Raw genomic sequence first — 22,192 nt, 5'->3', positions numbered from 1 at the left:
CGGACGAGGCGGGCCCGGCGGCCATCGCCGCCAGGCCCGCCTCGCGCGCCGGGTTCAGGAGTTCCAGTTGTCGGGGATCGCGGCGAACCCCGGGTCGACGACCGCGTAGCGGCCCACGTTCCAGGTCCAGGCGCGGGTGCGCGTGAGCGGGTGGTCGGGGAACTGGGCGTCGAAGGCCGGGTCGTCGCCGCGGTGGAACGGCAGGCGCGACTGGAGCTGCGGGTCGAACGGGTGCGGCATCGTCCAGTCGTCGAAGCCGAGCTGCGCCATGAGCGTGGCCTCGCGCATCCCCGTCATGCCCGCTTCCTTGGCGATGTACATCAACTGCGCGTACTGGGGCGCCTTCGCCAACGTGAACATGGACATGAAGAGCTGCCCGCTCGGCGCGTTCGGGATCGGCAGCTTGATGAGCTGCCGCACCGCGGTGACCCCGCCGAGGCTGACGAGTTCGACCTCGATGAGGCAACCGCGCTCGGCGGACATGCCGGCGAAGCCGCGCTGCATCGCGGACTGGTCGTACAGCCACTCACCCGGAAACGGGGTCCCCCGCGTGACGATCAGCTTGGCGACGTCGCCGGTGCGCGGGTCGGTCCAGGTCGTCGCGTCCTGTTGCTGGAGTCCAGTGGTGTTGAAGGAGATGGCCATGGAGTGACGGTAACCGGCGCCGTCCACCTGTTCGAACGCGCTGGCGCCCAGACGCTTCCGCGGCGACGCCCCTCCGTTCAGGCCTGCAGCGCGAGCGCCAGCGGGTACACCGCCGCCGCCCCGGCCTCGCGCAAGCGCATGGCCGCCACGGTCATCGACCAGCCGCTGTCGCGCACATCGTCGACCAGGAGGACGCTCGAAGCCGGAACCGGGAAGTCCACAGTGAACGCATGAAGGACCTGCTGGAGGCGCTGCGCGCTGTTCGCGCGGTGCGCTCCAGAACCCGTATCGCTCGCGCGGCCCAAGGAGCCGAGGTACTCCATGCGGCCGAGCCGCGCGAGGCGCTCGGCCAACCCGTCGACCAGCCTCGGGCGCGAGAGCGAACCCATCGAGACGACCGCCGCGGGCCGCTGCGCCCAGTCCCAGGAGGCCAGCACCTGCACCACCGCCTTGAACACGTCCTCGGGAACCTCCCGGTCCGCGCCGTCCGACAAGAGCTCGCGCAGCGGACCGCCCCAGCCGATGTCCGACAGCCGCGCCAGCGCCCGGCCCGCCTCGGCGCCCGAATCGACCGGGATCTTGCCCTTCAGGTCGATCCCGATGGCCTGCAATCCGGTGGGCCACATGCGCTTCGGCTCGAACGGCACGCCGGGCTTCGACAGGGCCGCCGCCGCGCCCGCGGCCGCCTCCGCCGAGACGCCCGCCTCGGTGCGGGTGCCGGTGCAGTTGTCGCAGCGCCCGCACGGCACGGCCTCGGCGTCGTCGAGCTCCCTGCGCAGGAACTCGAGCCGGCACGCGTCGGTGGCCTCGTAGGCGAGCATCCGCCGCTGCTCGTGCTTCCGGGCCGCCTCGACCTTGGCGTACCGCTCCGCGTCGTAGTCCCAGGTCTGGCCGGTGGACTCCCAGCCGCCCTTCACACGGTGCACCGCTCCGTCCACATCGAGCACTTTCAGCATCATCTCGAGTCTGGTGCGCCGCAGATCGACCCGCGTCTCCAGCGCCGCGGTCGACAGCGCGCGGCCCTCCGCGGCGAGCACGTCGAGCGTGCGGCGCACCGCCTCCTCGGCCGGGAACGAGAGCGAACCGAAGTAGTCCCAGATCGCCCGGTCCTCGCTGCCGGGCAGGAGCACCACCTCGGCGCGGTCGCGGGCGCGGCCCGCGCGGCCGATCTGCTGGTAGTACGCCACCGGCGAGGACGGCGCTCCCAAATGGACGACGAACCCGAGGTCGGGCTTGTCGAAGCCCATGCCGAGCGCGCTGGTCGCCACGAGCGCCTTGAGGCGGTTGCCGAGCAGTTCCTCCTCGCGCGCAAGGCGTTCGGCGTTGTCGGTGCGGCCGGTGTAGGAGGCGACGGTGTGGCCGCGCGACGAGAGGTAGTCGCTGACCTCCTCGGCGGCGGCGACGGTCAGGGTGTAGATGATCCCCGAGCCGTCCATGCGGGGGAGCCGCTCGTCGAGCCAGGCGAGGCGGTGGGCGTTGTCGGGCATGTCCACTACCGACAGTCGCAGCGACTCGCGGTCGAGGCTCCCGCGCAGGACCAGCGTCGCCGAGTCCCGCTTGTCGAGCTGCTCGGCGATGTCGTCCGAGACGCGGGCGTTCGCGGTGGCGGTGGTCGCCAGGACCGGGACGCTGTCGGGCAGGTCCTCGATGAAGGTGGCGATGCGCCGGTAGTCGGGCCGGAAGTCGTGGCCCCAGTCGGAGATGCAGTGGGCCTCGTCGACGACGAGCATGCCGCACCCGGCGGCGAGCTTCGGCAGCTGGTAGTCGCGGAACGCGGGGTTGTTGAGGCGCTCGGGGCTGATGAGGAGCACGTCCACGGCGTCCTCGGCGATGGCCTCGGCGATCGCGTCCCAGTCTTCGGGGTTGGCCGAGTTGATGGTGCGGGCGCGGACCCCGGCGCGCTCGGCGGCCTCGATCTGGTTGCGCATGAGCGCCAGCAGCGGCGAGACGATCACGGTGGGCCCCGCGCCGCGGCGGCGCAGCAGCGAGGTGGCCGTGAAGTACACCGCGGACTTGCCGAACCCGGTGCGCTGCACCAGGAGCACGCGGCGTCCGCCGGCGTCGTCGTCGCAGAGCGCCTCGATGGCCCGCCACTGGTCCTCGCGCAGCCGCGCGTGCTCGCCCGCGAGGGCGCGCAGCAGTGTCTCGGCTTCGTCTCTGAGTGTCGCTGTCGCTGCCATAGGGACCGTTGTACCGCACTGGTGTGACGATCGGCGACGCCACTAGGCTCGGGGCGATGGACAACTTGGCACCCATCGAAGTTCCTTGGAAGTCCGGCGCCTGGACGGCGCTGCCGGTCGCGGCGGAGGAGTCGGAGGGCCGACTGCTCGTCACCGCGGCCGAGGGCAGCGACGCGTGGCGGCACACCGGCTACGGCTTCGTCCACGAAAACGAGCACGCGCTCCTGGAGGACTGGGACCGCGACCGTGCGGTCGAGGTGAGCTTCATCGCAGCTTTCGAAGCGCAGTTCGACCAGGCGGGCCTGATGATCCGCGTCGATGCCGAGCACTGGATCAAGGCCGGGGTCGAATACGCCGACGGCGCACCGCAAGTCGGCGCGGTCGTCACCGCGAGGAAGTCCGACTGGTCGGTCGCGCCCGTGCCCGAATGGGCCGGCCGCGAGGTCACCATCCGGGCCAGCCGCCTCGACGACGCGGTCATCGTCCGCGCCCGAGTGGAGGACGAGCCCTGGCGGCTCGTGCGCCTCGCCCCGCTCGACCCTGATGCCGGCGTGCAAGCCGGGCCCTACTGCTGCGCGCCGAGCCGCGCCGGCCTCACGGTCGCCTTCACCTCATGGCGGTTCGCGGAGCCGGACCCGGCCCTGCACTGAGCGCGGGGTTGGACCGAGCGCGCCTTGCCGAGTGTCGCCCGAACCCGATCCGGTCTCGGGTTTGACGAGGCTCGTGTCTTGTTCGAAAGGCGATGTCGCACCTACCGGGTACTTTTGCGCCAGGGGTCCCTAAGGGCGGAAATATCACGATTTAGCGTGTTATTCCTGGTCTTCTTCGTCGTCTGGTGCCGCCTCGTCCTCGTCGATTTCCGCCGCGAGGAGCTTGAGGTCGTAGACCGACATGCGCTGGGCGCGGTCGGCGCGGCCCTTCGCGCTGACCGTCACGCCGTCGGCGCGGAGGAGGTCCGGCACATCGCGGCCGGTGCGGCCGTCGGCCCAGCGGAAACCCTCCGAGACCGTGCCGCCCGCGGTGAGGACCCGGTAGGCCCGCGCGACATTGCCGTCGCGCATGTACGCCCCGACCTGCCGCGGGCCCGTGCCGATCAACTCCGCGAGGTCCCCGTACGAGGTCCAGGTGCCCTCCGGCAGCGCCTCCACGACCCGCCGCACCCGCTCCCAATCCCGTTCAGTCGTCACCACGGCAATCTACCCAGCGCGCCGACACGCCCGCCGCCCATCCGGCGGGAGCGAGCGAGCGTCGGCCGCCACCCCTCGGGATCGCTACGGCTAACGACCCGTCGCCTGGTGTTAACGTCGAAGCAGACAGGGGAGCCGATTGGCTGAGAGTGCGGAACCGACCGCAGACCCTCACACCTGATCCGGGTAATACCGGCGGAGGAAGTCGTTCGTCGACCGCTGTCGCGTCGTGTCCAAGATTTTCGTGAAAGGCATGCCCATGCCCGACAGCACCCTCGTCAGCGCCCCCGGTCGCTGGCGCACCGTCGACATCCTCACCTGCGCCGTCCTCGCCGTCGCCTTCAGCGTCGTCTTCTGGGCCTGGAACTTCGTGTGGGCCGTCCTCAGCCCGGCCCTGTCCTTCTACCCGCCGCTCGCCGCGGTGATCTACGGCCTCTGGCTCATTCCGGCCGTCCTAGCCCCCCTCATCGTCCGCAAAGCCGGCGCGGGCATCTTCACCGAAGGCCTCGCCGCCCTCATGTCCCTGCTCCTCGGTTCCCCCTACGGCATGACCGTCATCTACCAGGGCCTGCTCCAGGGCCTCGGCGGCGAACTGCCCTTCGCCGCGGGCCGCTACCGCCGCTTCGGCAAGTACACCGCCCTCGCCGGCGGCGCGCTCGCAGGCATCGCCGGAACGCTCTGGGACGTCTTCTACTGGTACCCCACCGCCGACCTCTGGGCTTTCAAGGTCCCCTACGTCGCCATCGCCGCCGCCTCCAGCGCCGTCGTCGCCGGACTCGGCTCCAAGGCCCTCGTCAAGGCCATGCTCCCCACCGGCGTCCTCGACCGATTCCCCGCCGGACGCGAGCGCGGTCGGATCTGACGCCGACATGATCCCGGTCGAGTTCCGCGGCTTCGCCTGGCGCCACGCCGGACGCCGCGCCCAGGCGGTCACGGGCGTCGACCTCCGCGTCGAACCCGGCGAGCGGGTCCTCCTGCTCGGCCCCTCCGGGTCGGGCAAGTCCACCCTGCTCGCCGCGCTCGCCGGACTCCTCACCGAGGACTCCGGCGAGCAGGACGGCGACGTCCTCATCGACGGCCAACCCGCCACTGGGCAGCGCGACCGCGTCGGCATCCTCTTCCAGGACCCCGAGACGCAGCTCGTCATGGCCCGCAGCGGCGACGACGTCGCCTTCGGCCTCGAGAACCAGGCCGTGCCCCGCGACCGGATCTGGCCGCGCGTCCACGAATCCCTCGAAGCGGTCGGCTTCCCCTACGCCATCGACCGCGCCACGCACGCCCTCTCCGGCGGCGAGCAGCAGCGCCTCGCGCTCGCCGGAGTCCTCGCCCGCCGCCCCGACCTGATCCTCCTCGACGAGCCCACCGCGAACCTCGACCCCGAAGGCGCCCGAGACGTCCGCGAGGCCCTCCGGACCGCGCTCGCCGACACGCAGGCCACCCTGATCGTCGTCGAGCACCGCGTCGCCGAGATCCTCGACCTGGTCGACCGCGTCATCGCCCTCGGCCCCGGCGGCGCCCTCATCGCCGACGGACCCGCCGCGGCGGTCCTCGCCGAACACGGCGACCACCTTGCCGCCCAAGGCGTCTGGGTCCCCGGGGTGCCGCTCCCGACCCGGCCGTCCGCGAGTGCGGGCGACACGGCGCTTCGCGGCGAGTCGCTGACGCTCGTCCACCCCGGGACCGACACGCCCGCCCTCGACGACGTCTCCTTCGAACTGCGCCAAGGCGAACTGCTCGCCGTCACCGGACCCAACGGCTCGGGCAAGTCCACCCTCGCGCTCCTCGCGGGCGGCCTCGTGAAACCCACGCGCGGCCGCTCCACCGTTCCCGGCGAACCCCGGCCCCTGCACCGGCTCCCGGCCCGGCGCCTGGCGACACGGGTCGGCTCGGTGTTCCAGGACCCCGAGCACCAGTTCGTCACCTCGACGGTGAAAGACGAACTCGCCTTCGGGCCCCGGCAAGCGGGCTGGCCGAAGGACCGCGTCGAAACCCGTGTCGCCGAACTGCTCGAACGGCTCCGACTGGCGCCCTTGGCGAACGCCAACCCCCACACGCTCTCGGGCGGCGAGGCCCGCCGGCTCTCCGTCGCCGGGGCGCTCGCGGCCGCGCCCGGCGTGCTCCTGCTCGACGAGCCCACCTTCGGTCAGGACCGGCGCACCTGGGGCGAACTCGTCGACCTCACCGCCGACATCCGCGACGAAGGCACCGCGCTCCTCGCCGTCACCCACGACCGCGACTTCGCGGCCGCCCTCGCCGGACGCGAACTCGTCCTCGGGAAAGGGCGCATCGCCGAGGAGATCCGCCGATGAGCATGACCCTCGCGCCCGTCTGCGACGCCGAAGCGCCCATCGCCCGCGTCAACCCGGTGGCGAAACTCGCCGCGGCGGCCGCCGTCTCGACGACCGCGCTCATCGCCTCCGACTGGCTCACGCCGCTGCTCCTGCTCACCGCGCTCCTCGCGACCGTCCCGTTCAGCGGCCTCCGACTCGGCGAGCTCGCCCGACGGCTGCGTTGGCTCTGGTTCGCCGCCGCGACCGTGGTGGTGGTGAACGCGGTCTTCGCCGCCGAGCAGACCGGCCGCATCCTGATCGACTTCGGCCCCTTGACGATCGGCACCGACGCGCTCCTCGACGGCACCGCCATCGGCCTGCGCGTCTGCGTCGCCGCCACCGCGGGCGTGCTGGGATTCGCGACCACCGACCCGACCGACCTCGCCGACGCGCTCACACAGCAGCTCCGCACCCCGGCCCGCTTCACGCTCGGCGCTCTGGCGGCGCTGCGGCTGATGCCGCTGCTCGGCGCGGAATGGCGGCAGATCACCAGCGCCCGCCGCGCCCGCGGCCTGGAAGGCGGCTGGAATCCGGTACGGCGCGTGCACTTGTTCGCCTCGACCATGTTCGCCCTGCTCGTGGGTGCGATCCGCCGTGCGGGTCGTCTCGCGGCCGCGATGGACGCGCGCGGGTTCGATTCGGCGATCCCGCGGACCCATGCGCGCGAGCAGCGGATGCGCCCGGCGGACTGGGTGGTCATCGCGGCGGCGCTGGCGGTGTGCGCGGCGTCGGTCGCGGTGAGCGCCGCCTACGGCGTCTTCACCGCCTTCAACTGAGCGGCAAGGTGTTCGGGGCCGGGCGCGCCGCAATGCTCCGCCTTCGGCCGGGCCCGTGCTGGGGGTGCCTCAGATGGTGACGGTGTCGCCGTCGGCGATGCGCTGGAACGGGTCGCCGATGAGGTTGGCGAGATTTCGGTCGACGATGGTGATGCCGTCCTTGCTCAGGATCGCGTCGTGGATCGGGTGCACGATCGGCGCGTCGACCAGGCGGATGAAGTCGATGACCTCGGAGAGTTTCAGCCAGGGCGCCGCCACCGGCGCCAGCAGGACCCGGACCGGCAGGCCGGGGATCGTGAGCGCATCACCCGGGTGGAAGACGCCGTCCGCGACGTAGCCGACGTTCGGGATCACCGGGATGTCCGGGTGGACCGCCGCGTGGTGCTTGCCGACGACCCTGACCTCGGTGCCCGCCACCGGGATCGAGTCACCCGCGCTCACCGTCGTGAACGGGAGGCTGCCGAGCACCTCGGCAAGCGATTCGGGTCCGTAGATCCGGGTCTCGGGCTGGTCTTCGAGGAGCCGCCGCAGCTCGGGGTCGTTGCAGTGGTCGGCGTGCTGGTGGGTGACGAACACCGCGTCGACGCCGTCGAGGGCCGCCGGATCGGAGAAGACGCCCGGGTCGATCACGAAGGCGCCTTCGTCGGTGTCGAATCGGACGCAGGAGTGGCCGAATTTGGTGAGTCGCATGCTTTCACCGTAAATCGCCCCGGTGCCGGTGTACGGGCCTCGCAGAAAATGCGCGATGCGGCGAGGGACCAGGGTGTGGCGGGGTCTTGCGCGCCGGGGCCCGCCCGGCGGGGTCGCCTGCGAGGCCGGGCCTGGTGGTGGTCGTTGCCGGCGGGCCGGGGCTCTTGCCTCGGCCCGCCGGCGTCGCGGGTCCTGGTTTCCTGGCCGTTCCCGCCGCGGTGCGTTCGCTCAGGCGCCTGCCGGCGTCTCCTCGACCGCGGGCTGCGCGAACTGGGCCTCGTAGAGGCGCGCGTAGGCGCCACCGGAGGCGAGGAGCGCGTCGTGGTCGCCCTGCTCGACGACGCGGCCGTGCTCCATCACCACGATCACGTCCGCGTCGCGGATGGTCGAGAGGCGGTGGGCGATCACGAAACTCGTGCGGCCCTGTCGCAGCGCGACCATGCCTTGCTGCACGAGCATCTCGGTGCGGGTGTCGACCGAGCTCGTGGCCTCGTCGAGGATCAGGATCGACGGGTCGATCAGGAACGCCCGCGCGATCGTCACGAGCTGGCGCTCCCCGGCGCTCAGGCTGCCCTCCTCGGCGCCGACGACGGTGTCGTAGCCCTCGGGGAGGGTCCGGATGAAGTGGTCCGCGTGCGCCGCCGAAGCGGCCGCGACGACCTCTTCACGGGTGGCCTCGGGCTTGCCGTAGGCGATGTTCTCGGCGATCGTGCCGTCGAACAGCCACGTGTCCTGCAGGACCATGCCGATGCGCCGCCGCATCCGCTCGCGCTCGATCGTGGAGACGTCGACGCCGTCGACGGTGATCCGGCCCGCGTCGAGGTCGTAGAAGCGCATGAGCAGGTTGACGAGCGTGGTCTTGCCCGCGCCCGTCGGGCCGACGATCGCCACGGTCTGGCCCGGCTCGGCCGAGAGCCACAGGTGCTCGATGAGCGGCTCGTCCTCCAGGTACCGGAACGAGACGTCCTCGAACGCGACCTTCCCGTGCACCGCGTCGAGCTCGGTGCCGGCGTCCGCGGGGTCGGGCCGCTGCTCCTCGGCGTCGAGGAACTCGAAGACGCGCTCGCCCGAGGCGACCGCCGACTGGATCTGCCCGAACATGCCCGCGAGCATGTTCAGCGGGTTCGAGAACTGCCCGGTGTACTGGATGAACGCCTGGATCTGCCCGAAGGTGAGCACTGCCGCGGCCACCTGGAGCCCGCCGACCACGGCCACGAGCACATACGTGACCGAGCCGAGGAAGGCCATCGCCGGGCCGAGCAGGCCCGCCACCCACTGGGCGCGCACGGTGTTCTCGTACAGCTCCTCGTTGTGGGCCTTGAACCGGGCCGCGCCCTGCTCCTGGCGACCGAAGAGGGTCACGAGCTGGTGCCCGGTGATCATCTCCTCCACATGGCCGTTGAGCTTCCCGGTCGTCGCCCACTGCTTGGCGAACCGCGGCTGGCTGCGCTTCCCGATGACCCGCGCCGCGATCACCGTGAGCGGCATCGTGAGGAGCACGACCAGGGTGAGCAGCGGCGAGATCGTGAGCATCATGATCGGTACGCCGATGAGGAACAGCAGGCCCTGCACGATCCGCTGGGTCACCTGCCCCACGGTCTGCGTCAGGTTGTCGATGTCGTTGGTGACCCGCGAGAGCACCTCGCCCCGCGAGCGGGAGTCGAAGTACCGCAGCGGCAGCGCCGAGATCTTCCGGTCGGCGTCCGCGCGCAGCTCGAACGCCATGTCCTGCGCGAGCTTCGCGATCGTGCGGCCGTTGAGCACGGTGATGGCGAAGGTCGCCAGGGCCAGCGCCACCGCGAGCCCGAGCATCCGGGTCAGGGCCGCGAAGTCGAGGCCGTCCGCGGTCGCGCCCTCGATCACGAGGTCGGTGGCGTGCCCGAGCACCGTGGGGATCGACAGCATGCCGGCCACCATGAGGACGCCGAAGCCGACCACTGAGGCGAGGCGCAGCGGGTTGCGGCGCAGCAGGTCGAGGATGCGGCGGACGGTGCCGCGGAAGTCCTCCGCCTTGGTCGCGGCCGGACCGCCCGGCCGGGGTCCCATCATGGTCACAGCGCCTCCTGAAGGGTGAGTTGGGAATTCACGATCTCGGCGTACACCGGGTTGCCCGCGAGCAGCTCCTCGTGGGTGCCGGTGCCGGCCACGCGCCCGGCGTCGAGCACGACGATCCGGTCGGCGTCGCGGATGGTCGAGACCCGCTGGGCCACGATCACCTGGGAGGCATCGGCGATGTCGCGGGCGAGCGCGGCCCTCAGGGCGGCGTCGGTGGCCGTGTCGAGCGCGGAGAACGAGTCGTCGAAGAGGTAGACCTTGGGGCGCGCCACCAGGGTCCGGGCGATGGCCAGGCGCTGGCGCTGGCCGCCGGAGACGGTGGTGCCGCCTTGGCCGATGACGGTGTCGAGCCCGTCGGGCATGGCGCGTACGAAGTCGGCCGCCTGGGCGGTCTCGAGTGCGCGCCAGAGGTCGGCGTCGCTCGCGTCCGGGTCGCCGTAGCGCAGGTTGGAGGCGACGGTGCCGGAGAACAGGTAGGCGCGCTGGGGGACGAGTCCGATGGTGCGGGCGATGAGGGCCCGGTCCATCTCGCGGACGTCGACGCCGTCGACGCGGACGGTTCCGGCGTCGACGTCGAACAGGCGGGGGATGAGGTGGAGCAGGGTGGTCTTGCCCGCGCCGGTGGAGCCGATGACGGCCGTGGTCTGGCCGGGCCTGGCGATGAGGTCGACGTCCCGGAGGACGGCCTCTTCGGCTCCGTCGTACCGGAAGGTGACGCCCTTGAGTTCGAGTTCGCCGAGGCCGGCGAGCTCGGTGACCGGTGCGGCGGGGTCGGCGATGCTCGGGGTGGTGTCGAGGACCTCGCGGATGCGCCCGGCGGCGACTTTGGCGCGCGGGGCCATCATGAAGACGCCCATGGACATCATGACCGCGCCGAGGATCATCCCGGCGTAGGTGAGGAAGGCGATGAGGTCGCCGATCTGCATGGTGCCGTCGGCGATGCGGCCCGCGCCGATCCAGACGATGGCGATCGAGGTGAGGTTGCCGAAGACCATCGCGGTGGCGCCGAAGAAGGCCTGGACGCGGCCGACCTTGAGGGAGGCCTCGGTGAGCTCGGTGTTGGCTTCGCTGAAGCGGCGCTGCTCGTGGCCGTCGCGCACGAAGGCGCGGATGACGCGGATGCCGGTGATGTGCTCGCGCATGACGCGGTTGATGCCGTCGATGCACCGCTGCATGACCCGGCTGGCGGGGACCATCGCGATGACGATGAAGGAGATGGCCACGGCGACCACGGGGATGGCCGCGAGGAGCACGCCGGTCATGGGCACGTCGAGGCTCAGCGCCAGCGCGAGGCCGCCGAAGGCGGCGATGGGCGCGGTGAGGAGCAGTGTGAGGGCCATGACGAGCATGGTCACGATCTGCGTGATGTCGTTGGTGGCGCGGGTGATGAGCGAGGGCGCGCCGAAGCGGTCCATCTCGGCGGCGGAGAAGCGCTGCACTTGGGCGAAGAGGTCGGCGCGCAGGTCGCGGCCGAGGCCCATGGCGGTGCGGGCGCCGAAGTAGACGGCGAAGCCGGAGGCGGCGATCTGCACGACGGTGACGGCGAGCATGAACGCGCCGTGGCGCAGCACGTAGCCCGTGTCGCCGGTGGCGACGCCGTGGTTGACGAGGTCGGCGTTGAGCGTGGGCACGTAGAGGGACGCGATGGTGCCGACGATCTGGAGCACGACGGTGACGGCGAGGGTGCGGCGGTGGGGCCGGAGGTATTCGGCGAGGAGCCGGACGATCGAGCCCTCGGGTGCGGCCTCCTCGTCCAAGGCCTTGGAGGCCGGGGGTGCGGGTGGTTTTCCTGTCATGTCGTCGAGGATAGCAGTAGAATTTGACCGGGTACAAGTTTTTTCTTGACTCAGATTTTGATCTGGTACAGTAAAAGGGTGGAACACAAGTCGGGGCTGCGCGAACGCAAGAAGAACGCGACGTGGGAGCTGTTGAGGAAGACCGCCCTCGAACTGTTCGAGGAGAGCGGGTTCGAGGACGTGTCCGTGGCCGAGATCGCGGCCGCGGCCGAGGTCTCCAAGGCCACGGTCTTCAACTACTTCCCCACGAAGGAAGACCTCGTCATCGGCGGCATGAAGCGCCACACGGGCGACGCGGCGCGGATCGTTCGCGAACGCCGCAAGGGCCAGACGCCGCTCGAAGCCCTGCGCGAGCACTACTTCCACCTGCTGGAGCGCCGCGCACCGCAGGTGGGTCTGAAGGACGATCCGGTGTTCCTGCGGGTCCAGCGACTCATCATCGCCACGCCCTCCCTGCTCATCAGGGCCATGGACTACCGCCGCCAGTCCGCGGTGATGCTCGCCGAGGCCCTGATCGAGGAGGGGAACCCGCCGCTCACCTCGCGCCTGGTCGCCTCCCAGGTGCTGCACACCCAGCACATCATCGTCGAGGTCAACGTCCGGCGGGTCCTGGACGGCGACCCGATCGACGAGATCCACTCGGCGGCCGTGTCCGCCGCCGAGCACGCGTTCGGGCTGCTCGAGCACGGCATCGGCGACCTCATGCGCCGTGAGACCGATCCGCCCCCGCCCGATCCCGCGTACGCCCCTGACGGCTGCCGCATCGACTACCGCCAGCACGCCGCGGAAGCGGTCGAGGAGAGCGTCGAGAAGGTCCTCGCCGACCCCGGCGACGACATGCTGCAGACCATCGCCTACCCCGAGCGCCGCTGAGCCGGGGGCCCGCGCGACACCCGTTACGCCAGTGGCGCACGGTGATTAAACTGCGACCTATGTCCTCACTCGACCACCTCGTGCTCGCCACACCCGACCTCGCCGCCACGGTCGCGGAGGTCACGCGCCTCACGGGGACCCGACCGGTCCCCGGCGGCGTCCATACCGGCCTCGGCACCAGGAACTTCCTGCTCGGCCTCGGCGACGGCGGCTACCTCGAGATCATCGGCCCCGACTCCGAGCAGGGCACCCCGGAAGCGCCGCGCCCCTTCGGGATCGACGGCCTCACCGAGGCCCGCCTGGCGACCTGGGCTATCCGCGTCGAGGACATCGACGCCGCCGTCGCGGCCTCCCGCCAGGCCGGATACGACCCGGGCGAGCCGCACGCGATGTCGCGCCAGACCCCCGGCGGGGAGCAGCTCTCCTGGCGGCTCACGCTCGACGTCGACCGCGGCCAGACCGGACTCGTCCCGTTCCTCATCGACTGGGGCCAGGCGGTGCACCCGGCCGCGAACCTGCCGGTCGTCCCGCTCGTGGGAATCGAAGCCGTGCACCCGCACCCCGAGCGGATCGAACCGCACCTCGACGCCGTCGGCGCGAAGCTCCCGGTCAAAGCCGGGAACCGGCCGTCACTGGCGGCCACGGTCTTCGGCGAGACCGGGCTCGTGGTGCTCCACTGAGACCAGGCAAAGGCCGCTCCCGTTGCGGGAGCGGCCTTTCGCGTCCGTCTAGCCGTTGTTCGCCGGCGGCTCGCCCGACGGCATCTCGCCACCGCCGGGGGCTCCGCCGCCGCCACCGGACGGGGCGCTGCCCCCGCCGCCCGCCTCGGTCGACGTGTCCACACCCACCGCCAGCGTGATCGTGTAGCCGTTCGCGACGTCGCCGGACACGGTCCCCATCTGGGACTCCCCGCCGTCGTCACTGAAGATGTTGTCCGACTCCAGCGAGATCTGCGCCAGGTTCTCGACGGAGTTCTCGTAGCCCTCCTCCGCGTACACGGTGTCGCACACGTCCTCGGGGAACGCGAGCTGCGACGTCGCGATCACGTTGGCGCTGTCGGTGATCGACGCCTCGTCCGGGTACACCTCGAAGTGCACGTGGGGCCAGCGGCCCGAATAGCAGCCCGGGTAGACCGTCGTGAACGACACGACGCCGTCGGCGTCGGCTATCTGCACGCCGCGCAGGAAGTTCTCGCTCTCCAGGCCCTCGCCGTACATCGAGTACTCGCCGTCGCGGGTGCAGTGCCACGCGTAGACGGCCACCCCCTCGAACGGGACGCTGCCGTTCGCCATGTCGTAGATCGTGAACTGCAGTGTCAGCGGCACGCCCTCCGCGGTCGCGCTGCCGGTGCCGAAGCTCGAGCGGATGTCGCTGCGCACGATCCCGCTCTCCTCGAGCACATCCGGGCCGTTCGACCCGTCGCCCGGATACGGGCCCGCCGTCTCCTCGGGGATCTCCGCGAGATCCCCGGACGAATCCGGCGCCGAACTCGACTCGGTCGCATTCGGATCGGTGGTACCGCAGGCCGCGAGCCCCGCCACCGCGGCACCCGCCCCGGCGAAAAGCACCCCGCGCCGGCTCAGCAGCGTCCCGATGTCGAACAGCAGGCCCTGGTCGACCAGCTCCTCGTCCTGCTTCGCGTACGGACGGCCCTCGTATCTCAGCGTCTCCGCCTGCTGCTTGCTCACCGTGTGCCCCTCTCTGGCAGTTCGTCCACCGAATGATCCGGGCGAAACCACCAGGCCCGCTAGGAGCAATGTCAAAGGAACCTCGGAGAAACCGGGACCTCAGGCGGGCCGGGACGCCTTCAAGGAGTACATCAGCGGCAGCCGCGGCCGCCCCTCGGGCATCCTGAAGTAGCCGTCCTCGCCGCGCATGAGCTCGGGGAACTGCTGGAACACCGTCACCTCGTGCTCGTGCAGGAACTCGAGCCGGAGTCCGGAGCCGCAGATCGCGGACACGATCTCGCCGAGCGTGTAGATCCGGGCGTAGCTGAGGTTGTCGATCGTCTCCGCCTGGAGGTCCACGTACGAGCCCGGCTCGTCCGTGACCAGCGGCTCAGGGCGGAAATAGTCCGCCTTGACCTCGGCGGTGCCGTCCCACGTGAAGACGTTCAGGAACGGGTGGAACTCGGTGAGGTACAGGAACCCGCCTGGAGCGACCAGCGACGCGACCGTCTCGGCCCAGCCCTCGATGTCCGGCAGCCAGTACAGCGCCCCAATCCCCGTGTAGACGATGTCGTAGTCCTCGTCGGGCACGGCCTCTCGGGCCTCGTACACGTCCGAGACCACGAACTCGGCGCGGTCGGCGAGCCCGATGTCGGCGGCAAGACCGCGCGCGACCTCGATCGCCGGCTCTGAGAAATCAAGCCCCACGACTTCCGCGCCGCGCCGCGCCCATGACAGCGTGTCCTGCCCCATGTGGCATTGGAGGTGCAGGAGCCGCTTACCGGTCACGTCGCCGACCTCGGCAGCCTCGAAGTCGCGGATTTCGTCGCGCCCGGCGCGGAAGCCCGCCTGGTCGTACAGGGCGCTGGCCGCGTGGAGCGGGACGCGCTCGTCCCACATCTCGCGGTTGGCCGCGATCCAGGCCGCGGGATACTCGGAGCCGCTCGTCATGGCCTCACTTTCGCAGCGGATCGGCCGCGCGGCAACCGAATTGCTCAATCGCGCTTGCTGCGCGCGCCTGGGAAGTCGCTGACGAAGGACCAGCCGAGGTGCTCGTAGAGGGCTCGGCCGTCGTCGCTGCCGACGAGGAGCCCGAACCGCATCCCCTGCGCGTAGGCGCTCACGGTCAGTGCCCGCATCATGAGCGAGCCGAGGCCGCGGCGCTGGTGGGCGGGGGCGGTGACGACCTTGTCGAAGACGCCGAACTCGCCGTCGCGGCCGAGGCGCGCGGAGGCGGCGAGGTCGCCGTTGCGGTGGAAGACCCGGGCCACGGTGAGCGGACCCTCGGTATCGAGCAGGAGCCGGTAGTCCTCGGGCACCGCGTAGGCGGCCGGGCCGAACGCGACGGCCATGAGGTGGCCGCCCTCGTCCATCGTCCAGGTCGCGGGGACGACCGAGGCGAGCAGCGCTGAGGGACCGGCGATCATGACCTGGTTGCCGGGCTCGTCGAGCCGCACCGCGGTGGCGGCCAGGGATCCGGGGGTGTAGGTGTGGAACACCTGGCGGATCTCGGTGCTCGGCGGCCCGACCGCGACCCGGAAGCCGCCGTCGATCGGCTCGGGCTGCGCGGTGATGCGCGAGTGGGCGCGGCCGCGGCCCCAGGCCATGACGAGTTCGGGGAGGGGGTGGCCGGTGGGGGTCGCGGTCATCGGGGCTCCTTCGCAATGGGGGACTGGCATGACTCTATTGCAACTACCTTGCAATAAGCAAGTGGCTGTCGAGGAATGCGGCGGAGGGCATTGTCGGTTGCGGCGCGTACGCTCGGGGCCCATGACGGACGGGAGCGAACGGTGAGCGACGCAGGCGACGGGCTGACGCGGTGCCCCTGGGGCGTCGCACCGGAGATCTACCGGGACTACCACGACCTGGAGTGGGGGCGGCCGGTCCGCGGCGATGACGCCCTGTTCGAACGCGTCAGCCTGGAGGCCTTCCAGTCCGGCCTGTCGTGGCTGGTGATCCTGCGCAAGCGCGAGGCGTTCCGGAAGGCCTTCGCAGGGTTCAGGATCGCGAAGGTCGCCGCGTTCACCGAGACCGATGCCGAACGGCTCCTCAGCGATGAGGGGATCGTGCGCAACCGCATGAAGATCGAGGCGACCATCGCGAACGCCAGGGCCGCCGCCGAGCTCGCCGGTACCTCCAGCGGTGGCCTGAGCGACTTCGTGTGGTCCTTCGCGCCCGAGCCGCGCGAGCGTCCGAAGACCATCGAGGACGTGCCCGCGGTGACGCCCGAGTCGACCGCGCTCTCGAAGGCGCTCAAGAAGCGCGGCTTCAAGTTCGTGGGCCCGACCACCGCTTACGCGATGATGCAGGCGATCGGCATGGTCGACGACCACCTCGCCGACTGCCACGTGCCCGAGCGCTAACTGTTCTGTCTCGGGAGGTTGTGAACACCTCACGAGCTGAGTCGGGCTGAGACGAGGAGAGGACCTTCTGGTTCGGTGTGCATCGCTACAAGACACTGGGAGACGGCCGCGACGACCACGAGGTCGAAGAACAGCTCGAGCCAGGTCGCGTGGCGGGGCGAGGTCATCTGCCGGTCACGAACGGAGAACATACTCCTCGCGGATCCGGTGGCGCGCCGAGCCGCCGGGCAAGGTCACCCGGCGGACGCGGTGGAACCTCTGACGACGACCCGGCACTGGACGGTGTGGACGCCTCGGCCGTGCTCGGCGTCGATGGCCTCGAAGAGGGCCCGGGCGGCGGCGCGGCCGAGCTCCTCGAGGTTCATGTCCACACTGGTCAGTTGTGGGCGGGCGCCCGTGGCGAGCACGTCCCAGTTGTCGAAGCCCATGACCGCGACGTCCTCGGGGACGCGGCGGCCCCGCTCGCGCAGCGTGTCGAGCACGCCGCGGGCGACCTGGTCGGAGCCGCAGAGCACGGCGTCGACTCCGGGCTCGCGGTCGAGCAGCATCCCGGCGGCCGCCCGGCCCCAGCCCTCTTCCCAAGCGCCGTAGGCGACTTCGCCGACGAGGGCGAGACCGGCCGCTTCGAGGGCGGCCTGCGCGCCCGCCGCGCGGTCGCGCGCGGCGCTGTACTGGCGGTCGCCGCTGATGTGCGCGATCCTGGTGCGGCCGCACGCGATGAGGTGCTCGACGGCCATCCGGCCGGCGTTCACGTTGTCCGGCACGATCGAGAGGTCCTCGGGCGCTTCGGAAGGCGCGTAGGCGTACACGACCGGCACGTCCACCGCGTCGGCCAGCGGCGGGCGCGGATCGGTCGAGGAGCCCACCACGATGAGCCCGTCCACGCGGCGGCTCAGCAGGGCCTGCACGTGGTGGCGCTCGCGGATCGCGTCGCCGCGCGCGTCGCAGAGGAACACCGAGACCTGGCCCGCGCCGAACGCGTCCTCCGCGCCCATGAGGATCGGGAGGCTGAAGCGTCCCACCAGGTCGGAGGTCAGGAGCCCCACGGTGCCCGTCCGCCCGGCGAGGAGCCCGCGGGCGAGCGAGTTGGGGGAGAACGAGAGCTGCGCGGCCGCCTCCAGGACCCGCTCGCGGGTCTGCGCGTGCACATGGTTGCGGCCGTTGAGCGCTTTCGACGCCGTCGCCACCGAGACGCCCGCCAGACGGGCCACATCGGACAGTGTGGCGGCGCGCGTGCCGCGCGATGCGGGGGTTCGGGCCACTCGTCCTCCTTCAGCCGGAGCCCGGGCCGGGCCGCCCGCGGCGGCCGCGTTTCCTCCGGGCTGGCTCGACTGTAGCCGACCGGCCGAAAGTTTGCCGAACGGGCTTTCGGTTCCCGCTCCGCTTGGAATTCATGGCGATCAATGCATTGACATCGCAGTGGCGTGGCCCATAGCATCGGTGGCGACGCAATGACCGAAAAGGTTTTCGGACTCTTTCGGCACCCCTCGGCACACCCCGCATCCTTCCCCGGAGGCACGCAATGGTGCATCGCCCCACGTCCGCCCGACTCCTCGCTGCCGGTTCCCTCGCCCTCGTCTGCGCCTTCTCCACCACTGGCCTCGTGGTCGGCACCGCCGGGCCCGCGGCGGCCCAGCAGACCATCGGCTACCCCGAGTTCACCGGCGGCGACGCCGTCCCGCCGGAACCGGTGCCCTACGACGTGAACGGCATGATGCCGGCCATGTTCGAGGCCGAGGCCGACGGCACCGACTTCTGGATGGACCGCCTCCTCGCCCGCGAGGGCGCCGACCCGGCGGGCGAGCAGTGGCTCATGACCCGCGGCCGGGCGCTCCTCATGCGCGTCCACGACCCCGACGTGATCGGCTTCGGCGGCCAGCTCGCCTACTACGACCCGTTCTTCGACCGCGCCTCGAACACCGACGGCTTCACGATCGACATCGGCGACACCGACTTCACCGAGGTCGTCGACCAGCGCCGCCAGACCCCCAGCCACTGGACGAGCGTCCACGAAGGCGGCGACCTCACCGCCGAGGTGCAGAAGTTCATCACCGACGACAACACCGCCGTCGCCAACGTGACGGTCCAGAACAACGGCTCCGCGGCCACCGTGCCGATCCGCGTCGACTCCGACTTCGCCTGGCAGGCATCGGGAGACGAACTCACCGGGGTGCTCGACGTGCAGAACTCCCGCGGCGAGCGCCTCACCAGCGTCTTCCCGCGACTCTCCGGCACCGGCCTCGCCCCCTCCGAAGGCGCGCTCACCGGCGAACTCGAACTCGCCCAAGGCGAATCGGCGACGTTCAAGGTGCAGCTCGGCATGGTCGCCACGGAGCTGCCCGAGTCGAGCACCGAGTACGAGGCCTACAAGGCGGCCGCGCCGGAGGACGCCTTCGCGACCCACGTGCGCGCCTACAACCAGTGGTGGGCGGACAACCTGCCCTACTTCGACGTCCCCGACGAGGCCCACAAGAAGTTCATCTACTACCGCTGGTGGCTGATGCGCTACAACTACCTCGACGCGGACATCCCGGGCAACGACTTCCAGTTCCCCACCTCCATCGAGGGTGTCACCGGCTACAACAACGCCATCGCCCTCACCGTCCCGATGTTCATCGACGACCTGAAGTACCTGCGCGACCCCGCGTACTCCTACGGGCCCTGGGTCTCCACCGGCGAGTCCTCCGAAGGCGGCCGCTTCATGGACAACCCCGGCGACCCCGAGAACTGGTCGAACTCCTACACCCAGTACATCGCCGAGGCCGCCTGGCGCTCCTACCAGATCCACGGCGGCCCTGAGGCGGTCGTGGAGAACCTGGCGCGCTACGCCGAAGGCGACGTGAAGGGCCAGCTCGAGACCTTCGACTCGAACGGGAACTACCTCATCGAGTACGACTGGGGCGCGATGACCGGCAACGACGCCGACGCCGTCTCCTTCCACTGGAGGGACGGCGACCTCGACCGGGCCGAATCCGCCTACCAGTACTCCGGGGCGATGGCCGCCGCCGAAGCCTACGAGCTCATCGGCGACACCGCGAAGGCCGACGAGATGCGGGGCATCGCCGAGAACATCCAGGCCGCCCTCACCGACGTTCTCTGGAACCCCGAGACGCAGCTGTTCGAGCACGTCCACGTCGAATCCGGCGACCACGTGCCGTGGAAGGAGATCAACAACTACTACCCGTTCTCGGTGGGCGCCATCCCGAACGAGCCCCGGTACACGAACGCGCTGCGCCTCTTCGAGGACCCCGCCGAGTACCCGGTCTTCCCGTTCTACACCGCCAACCAGGCCGACAAGCAGGAGGCGGCCGAGCAGGGCGACCCCGGCTCGAACAACTTCTCGCAGATCAACTCCACCGTTCAGTTCCGGCTCTTCTCCTCGGCGATCCGCGACTACGACCAGGACTCGATCACCACCGAGGACTACAAGAAGCTGCTCTACTGGAACGCCTGGTCCACGTACATCGGCGGCGACACCGCTTGGCCGGACTCGAACGAGTTCTGGGCCGACTGGAACCCCGGCAGCGAATCGATCGACTACCGCTCCTGGATCCACCACACCACCCTCGGCTCCAGCATCTGGACCTATGTGGAGGACGTGGCGGGCCTGCGGCCCCGCACTGACGACAAGGTCGAGCTCTCGCCGATCGACATCGGCTGGGACCACTTCACCGTCAACAACCTCCGCTACCGCGACTCGGACCTGAGCATCGTCTGGGACAAGCCCGGCGACGGCGAGGTCCACTACCAGGGCATCCCCGAGGGCTACTCCGTCTACATCGACGGCAAGCGCGCCTTCACCCTCAACAGCCTCGTACCGGCCGTCTGGGACCCGGACACCGGCAAGGTGGAGCTCCCCGCCGCCGGGAGAGTCGTCAAGAGCAAGAAGATGAGCGAGCTCTCGGCCCCCGAAGAGGTCGAACTCGACGGCCGCGTGGTCGACGTGTTCGCCAAGGCGGGCGCCGACCTCGAGGGCGGCGCCGAGAACCTCGCCGAAGGCCGGCCCGCCACCGCCTCGCACACCGCGAACGGCAGCAGCACCGCCGGGGCCGTCGACGGCACCACCGTCAACGCGCCCTACTGGTCCAGCGCCGGGTCCGGCAACGAGACCGACTGGTACGAAGTGGACCTCGGGTCCACGGTGGGCATCGACGAGGCCCGGCTCTACTTCTACCGCGACAGAACGGCGGACGGCCTCGCCGAACCCGCCGTCTACCAGGTCCAGTACCACGACGGCACCGACTGGGTGACGATCGAGAACCAGGCCAAGACCCCCGCGATACCGCAGGCCAACTACAACCTCGTGCAGTTCCCGCAGGTCAGCACGGATCGCGTCCGCATCCTCATGGACCACCAGGACGGCCACGCGACCGGACTCAAGGAAGTCCAAGTGGTGCGGAGCGGCCACGGCGCTGAACCGCCCGAGAACGTCGCGCCCTACGCCCTCGCCAGGCAGGACCTCCAGTTCCGCCAACCGATGCAGGCGTGGCTCACCGGCACCGTGAAGGACGACGGCCTCCCGCTCAGCGGGGCCCTGACCTCCGAGTGGTCCATGGTCGAAGGCCCCGGAGCGGTCGTCTTCGAGGACGCCGCCGCATCGGCCACCGTCGCCACGTTCACTGAGCCGGGTACCTACAAGCTCCAGCTCGCCGCGAGCGACGGCACCGCCGAAGCCATCTCCACAGTGGATATCGCGGTCGCCGAACCCGACGACCGCACCAACGCGGCCCTCTTCGCCACGCCCACAGCCTCCTACACCTCGCCATGGGAGAACGTCACCGCGATCAACGACGGCATCGACCCGCCCCGCTCCGACGACGGCGGCAACCCCCGCTGGGGCACTTGGCCCGAAGAAGGCGAGCAGTGGGTCCAGTTGGACTGGGACACACCGGTCCGCCTCGACTCCAGCGACATGTACTTCCTCGACGACGGCGGCGGCGTCCGCACCCCGGCCTCCTGGAAACTCCAGTACCTGGACGGCGAGACCTGGAAGGACGTCACCACTGCCGATTCGTACGGCACCGCCGCCGACCAGTACAACCAGGTCACTTTCGATCCCGTCACCACCACCGCGCTCCGAGCCGTCCTCCAGAGCGGCGCCGCCAGCGTCGGCATCCTCGAATGGAAGGCCTTCGCCGAAGCGCCCGAGCAGGTCCGCGCGGTGCACCAGCCCACGATCGTGGGCAACGTGCCGGACCTGCCGCCCACGGTGACCTGCGTGTACGCCGACGGCTCCCGGCTCGAACAGCCAGTCGTCTGGCAGCAGCTCACCCCCGAGGACCTCGACGAACCCGCCACCCAAGTCGAAGTGGGCGGCCTCGTCACCGGTCTCGCGCTCCCCGCGAACGCCACCGTCCACGTCAGACTCCACGACCAGGTCGAGATCACCGCGCTCGAAACGGAGGCGGTCACCACCGTCGCCGGGAAGGCGCCCCAGCTGCCGCCCACCGTCACCGCCGTCTACAACGACGGCTCGAAGGACAACGTCAGCACCACTGTCACCTGGGAGGCCGTCGACCCGGCCGACTACGCCCAGCCCGGCACCTTCACTGTCCAAGGCGCCATCGCCGGCACCTCCCTTGCCGCCGAAGCCACCGTCACCGTCATCAGCTGATCTCCCACCGGCACCT

General features: G+C 70.6%; 19 protein-coding genes and 1 riboswitch. Of the genes, 8 read left to right on the top strand and 11 right to left on the bottom strand.

What is annotated here, in order from left to right; genetic code table 11:
* Window positions 1-54 precede the first annotated feature (54 nt).
* Window positions 55-645 (bottom strand): hypothetical protein, encoded by a 591-nt coding sequence (locus O1R50_RS12135; RefSeq protein WP_270110305.1) that lies wholly within the window; start codon window positions 643-645, stop codon window positions 55-57.
* A 77-nt stretch (window positions 646-722) separates the two neighbouring features.
* A complete protein-coding gene (locus O1R50_RS12130) occupies window positions 723-2,825 on the bottom strand; it encodes a RecQ family ATP-dependent DNA helicase (protein WP_270110303.1) in 2,103 nt (700 codons plus the stop codon).
* Window positions 2,826-2,881: 56 nt separating this feature from the next.
* Here O1R50_RS12130 and O1R50_RS12125 point away from each other — a divergent pair, with 56 nt between their 5' ends.
* Complete coding sequence (locus O1R50_RS12125; RefSeq protein ID WP_270110302.1) at window positions 2,882-3,475, top strand: DUF1349 domain-containing protein; 594 nt, start codon at window positions 2,882-2,884, stop codon at window positions 3,473-3,475.
* Between the two features lie 159 nt (window positions 3,476-3,634).
* Here the strand turns inward: O1R50_RS12125 and O1R50_RS12120 are convergent, their stop codons facing one another.
* Window positions 3,635-4,012: an MGMT family protein gene (locus O1R50_RS12120; protein ID WP_270110301.1), complete on the bottom strand. Its 378-nt coding sequence runs from the start codon at window positions 4,010-4,012 to the stop codon at window positions 3,635-3,637.
* 118 nt (window positions 4,013-4,130) lie between these two features.
* A riboswitch (TPP riboswitch) is annotated at window positions 4,131-4,233 on the top strand.
* 38 nt (window positions 4,234-4,271) lie between these two features.
* On the opposite strand from O1R50_RS12120, the gene O1R50_RS12115 reads away from it, so the two are divergent.
* Genes O1R50_RS12115 through O1R50_RS12105 form a run of 3 tightly spaced genes read left to right on the top strand, consistent with a single transcriptional unit; the run spans window position 4,272 to window position 7,118 of the window.
* Window positions 4,272-4,874, top strand: coding sequence for an ECF transporter S component (locus O1R50_RS12115; protein ID WP_270110300.1), 603 nt, complete (start codon window positions 4,272-4,274; stop codon window positions 4,872-4,874).
* Window positions 4,875-4,881: 7 nt separating this feature from the next.
* Window positions 4,882-6,321: an ABC transporter ATP-binding protein gene (locus O1R50_RS12110; RefSeq protein WP_270110299.1), complete on the top strand. Its 1,440-nt coding sequence runs from the start codon at window positions 4,882-4,884 to the stop codon at window positions 6,319-6,321.
* Entirely contained in the window at window positions 6,318-7,118 is an 801-nt protein-coding gene (locus O1R50_RS12105) for an energy-coupling factor transporter transmembrane component T family protein (protein WP_270110298.1), read from the top strand. Before O1R50_RS12110 ends, O1R50_RS12105 begins: the two co-directional genes overlap by 4 nt.
* Before the next feature lie 69 nt (window positions 7,119-7,187).
* Here O1R50_RS12105 and O1R50_RS12100 read toward each other — a convergent pair whose 3' ends face one another.
* The 3 genes from O1R50_RS12100 to O1R50_RS12090 all read right to left on the bottom strand — a co-directional run bounded on the left by O1R50_RS12100 (window position 7,188) and on the right by O1R50_RS12090 (window position 11,659).
* Window positions 7,188-7,808 (bottom strand): MBL fold metallo-hydrolase, encoded by a 621-nt coding sequence (locus O1R50_RS12100; protein WP_270110297.1) that lies wholly within the window; start codon window positions 7,806-7,808, stop codon window positions 7,188-7,190.
* A 228-nt stretch (window positions 7,809-8,036) separates the two neighbouring features.
* Window positions 8,037-9,857, bottom strand: a complete 1,821-nt coding sequence (locus O1R50_RS12095) for an ABC transporter ATP-binding protein (protein ID WP_270110421.1) — start codon at window positions 9,855-9,857, stop codon at window positions 8,037-8,039.
* Window positions 9,858-9,859: 2 nt separating this feature from the next.
* Entirely contained in the window at window positions 9,860-11,659 is a 1,800-nt protein-coding gene (locus O1R50_RS12090) for an ABC transporter ATP-binding protein (RefSeq protein WP_270110296.1), read from the bottom strand.
* 78 nt (window positions 11,660-11,737) lie between these two features.
* On the opposite strand from O1R50_RS12090, the gene O1R50_RS12085 reads away from it, so the two are divergent.
* Window positions 11,738-12,532 (top strand): TetR/AcrR family transcriptional regulator, encoded by a 795-nt coding sequence (locus O1R50_RS12085; RefSeq protein WP_270110295.1) that lies wholly within the window; start codon window positions 11,738-11,740, stop codon window positions 12,530-12,532.
* 59 nt (window positions 12,533-12,591) lie between these two features.
* Window positions 12,592-13,212, top strand: coding sequence for a VOC family protein (locus O1R50_RS12080; protein ID WP_270110294.1), 621 nt, complete (start codon window positions 12,592-12,594; stop codon window positions 13,210-13,212).
* A 48-nt stretch (window positions 13,213-13,260) separates the two neighbouring features.
* Here the strand turns inward: O1R50_RS12080 and O1R50_RS12075 are convergent, their stop codons facing one another.
* The 3 genes from O1R50_RS12075 to O1R50_RS12065 form a co-directional block, all read right to left on the bottom strand.
* On the bottom strand, window positions 13,261-14,220 hold the full coding sequence (locus O1R50_RS12075) for an intradiol ring-cleavage dioxygenase (RefSeq protein ID WP_270110293.1): 960 nt from the start codon (window positions 14,218-14,220) through the stop codon (window positions 13,261-13,263).
* 99 nt (window positions 14,221-14,319) lie between these two features.
* On the bottom strand, window positions 14,320-15,150 hold the full coding sequence (locus tag O1R50_RS12070; RefSeq protein WP_270110292.1) for a class I SAM-dependent methyltransferase: 831 nt from the start codon (window positions 15,148-15,150) through the stop codon (window positions 14,320-14,322).
* Between the two features lie 44 nt (window positions 15,151-15,194).
* Window positions 15,195-15,848, bottom strand: a complete 654-nt coding sequence (locus O1R50_RS12065; protein WP_270110291.1) for a GNAT family N-acetyltransferase — start codon at window positions 15,846-15,848, stop codon at window positions 15,195-15,197.
* Between the two features lie 141 nt (window positions 15,849-15,989).
* Here O1R50_RS12065 and O1R50_RS12060 point away from each other — a divergent pair, with 141 nt between their 5' ends.
* Window positions 15,990-16,562: a DNA-3-methyladenine glycosylase I gene (locus tag O1R50_RS12060; RefSeq protein ID WP_270110290.1), complete on the top strand. Its 573-nt coding sequence runs from the start codon at window positions 15,990-15,992 to the stop codon at window positions 16,560-16,562.
* Window positions 16,563-16,591: 29 nt separating this feature from the next.
* Here the strand turns inward: O1R50_RS12060 and O1R50_RS12055 are convergent, their stop codons facing one another.
* Together O1R50_RS12055 and O1R50_RS12050 are read right to left on the bottom strand one after the other, a co-directional pair.
* Window positions 16,592-16,753 carry a low temperature requirement protein A gene (locus O1R50_RS12055; RefSeq protein ID WP_270110289.1) on the bottom strand — a complete coding sequence of 54 codons (162 nt, stop codon included), beginning with the start codon at window positions 16,751-16,753 and terminating at the stop codon, window positions 16,592-16,594.
* A 42-nt stretch (window positions 16,754-16,795) separates the two neighbouring features.
* Window positions 16,796-17,824, bottom strand: coding sequence for a LacI family DNA-binding transcriptional regulator (locus O1R50_RS12050; protein WP_270110288.1), 1,029 nt, complete (start codon window positions 17,822-17,824; stop codon window positions 16,796-16,798).
* A gap of 260 nt (window positions 17,825-18,084) precedes the next feature.
* On the opposite strand from O1R50_RS12050, the gene O1R50_RS12045 reads away from it, so the two are divergent.
* Entirely contained in the window at window positions 18,085-22,176 is a 4,092-nt protein-coding gene (locus O1R50_RS12045; protein ID WP_270110287.1) for a galactose-binding domain-containing protein, read from the top strand.
* Window positions 22,177-22,192 lie beyond the last annotated feature (16 nt).

It is taken from the genome of Glycomyces luteolus (assembly GCF_027622875.1).
In the GTDB taxonomy this organism is placed as follows: domain Bacteria; phylum Actinomycetota; class Actinomycetes; order Mycobacteriales; family Micromonosporaceae; genus Glycomyces; species Glycomyces luteolus.
Note: the sequence above shows the minus strand (reverse complement) of the source record. Positions and strands in the feature narration are given on the sequence as shown.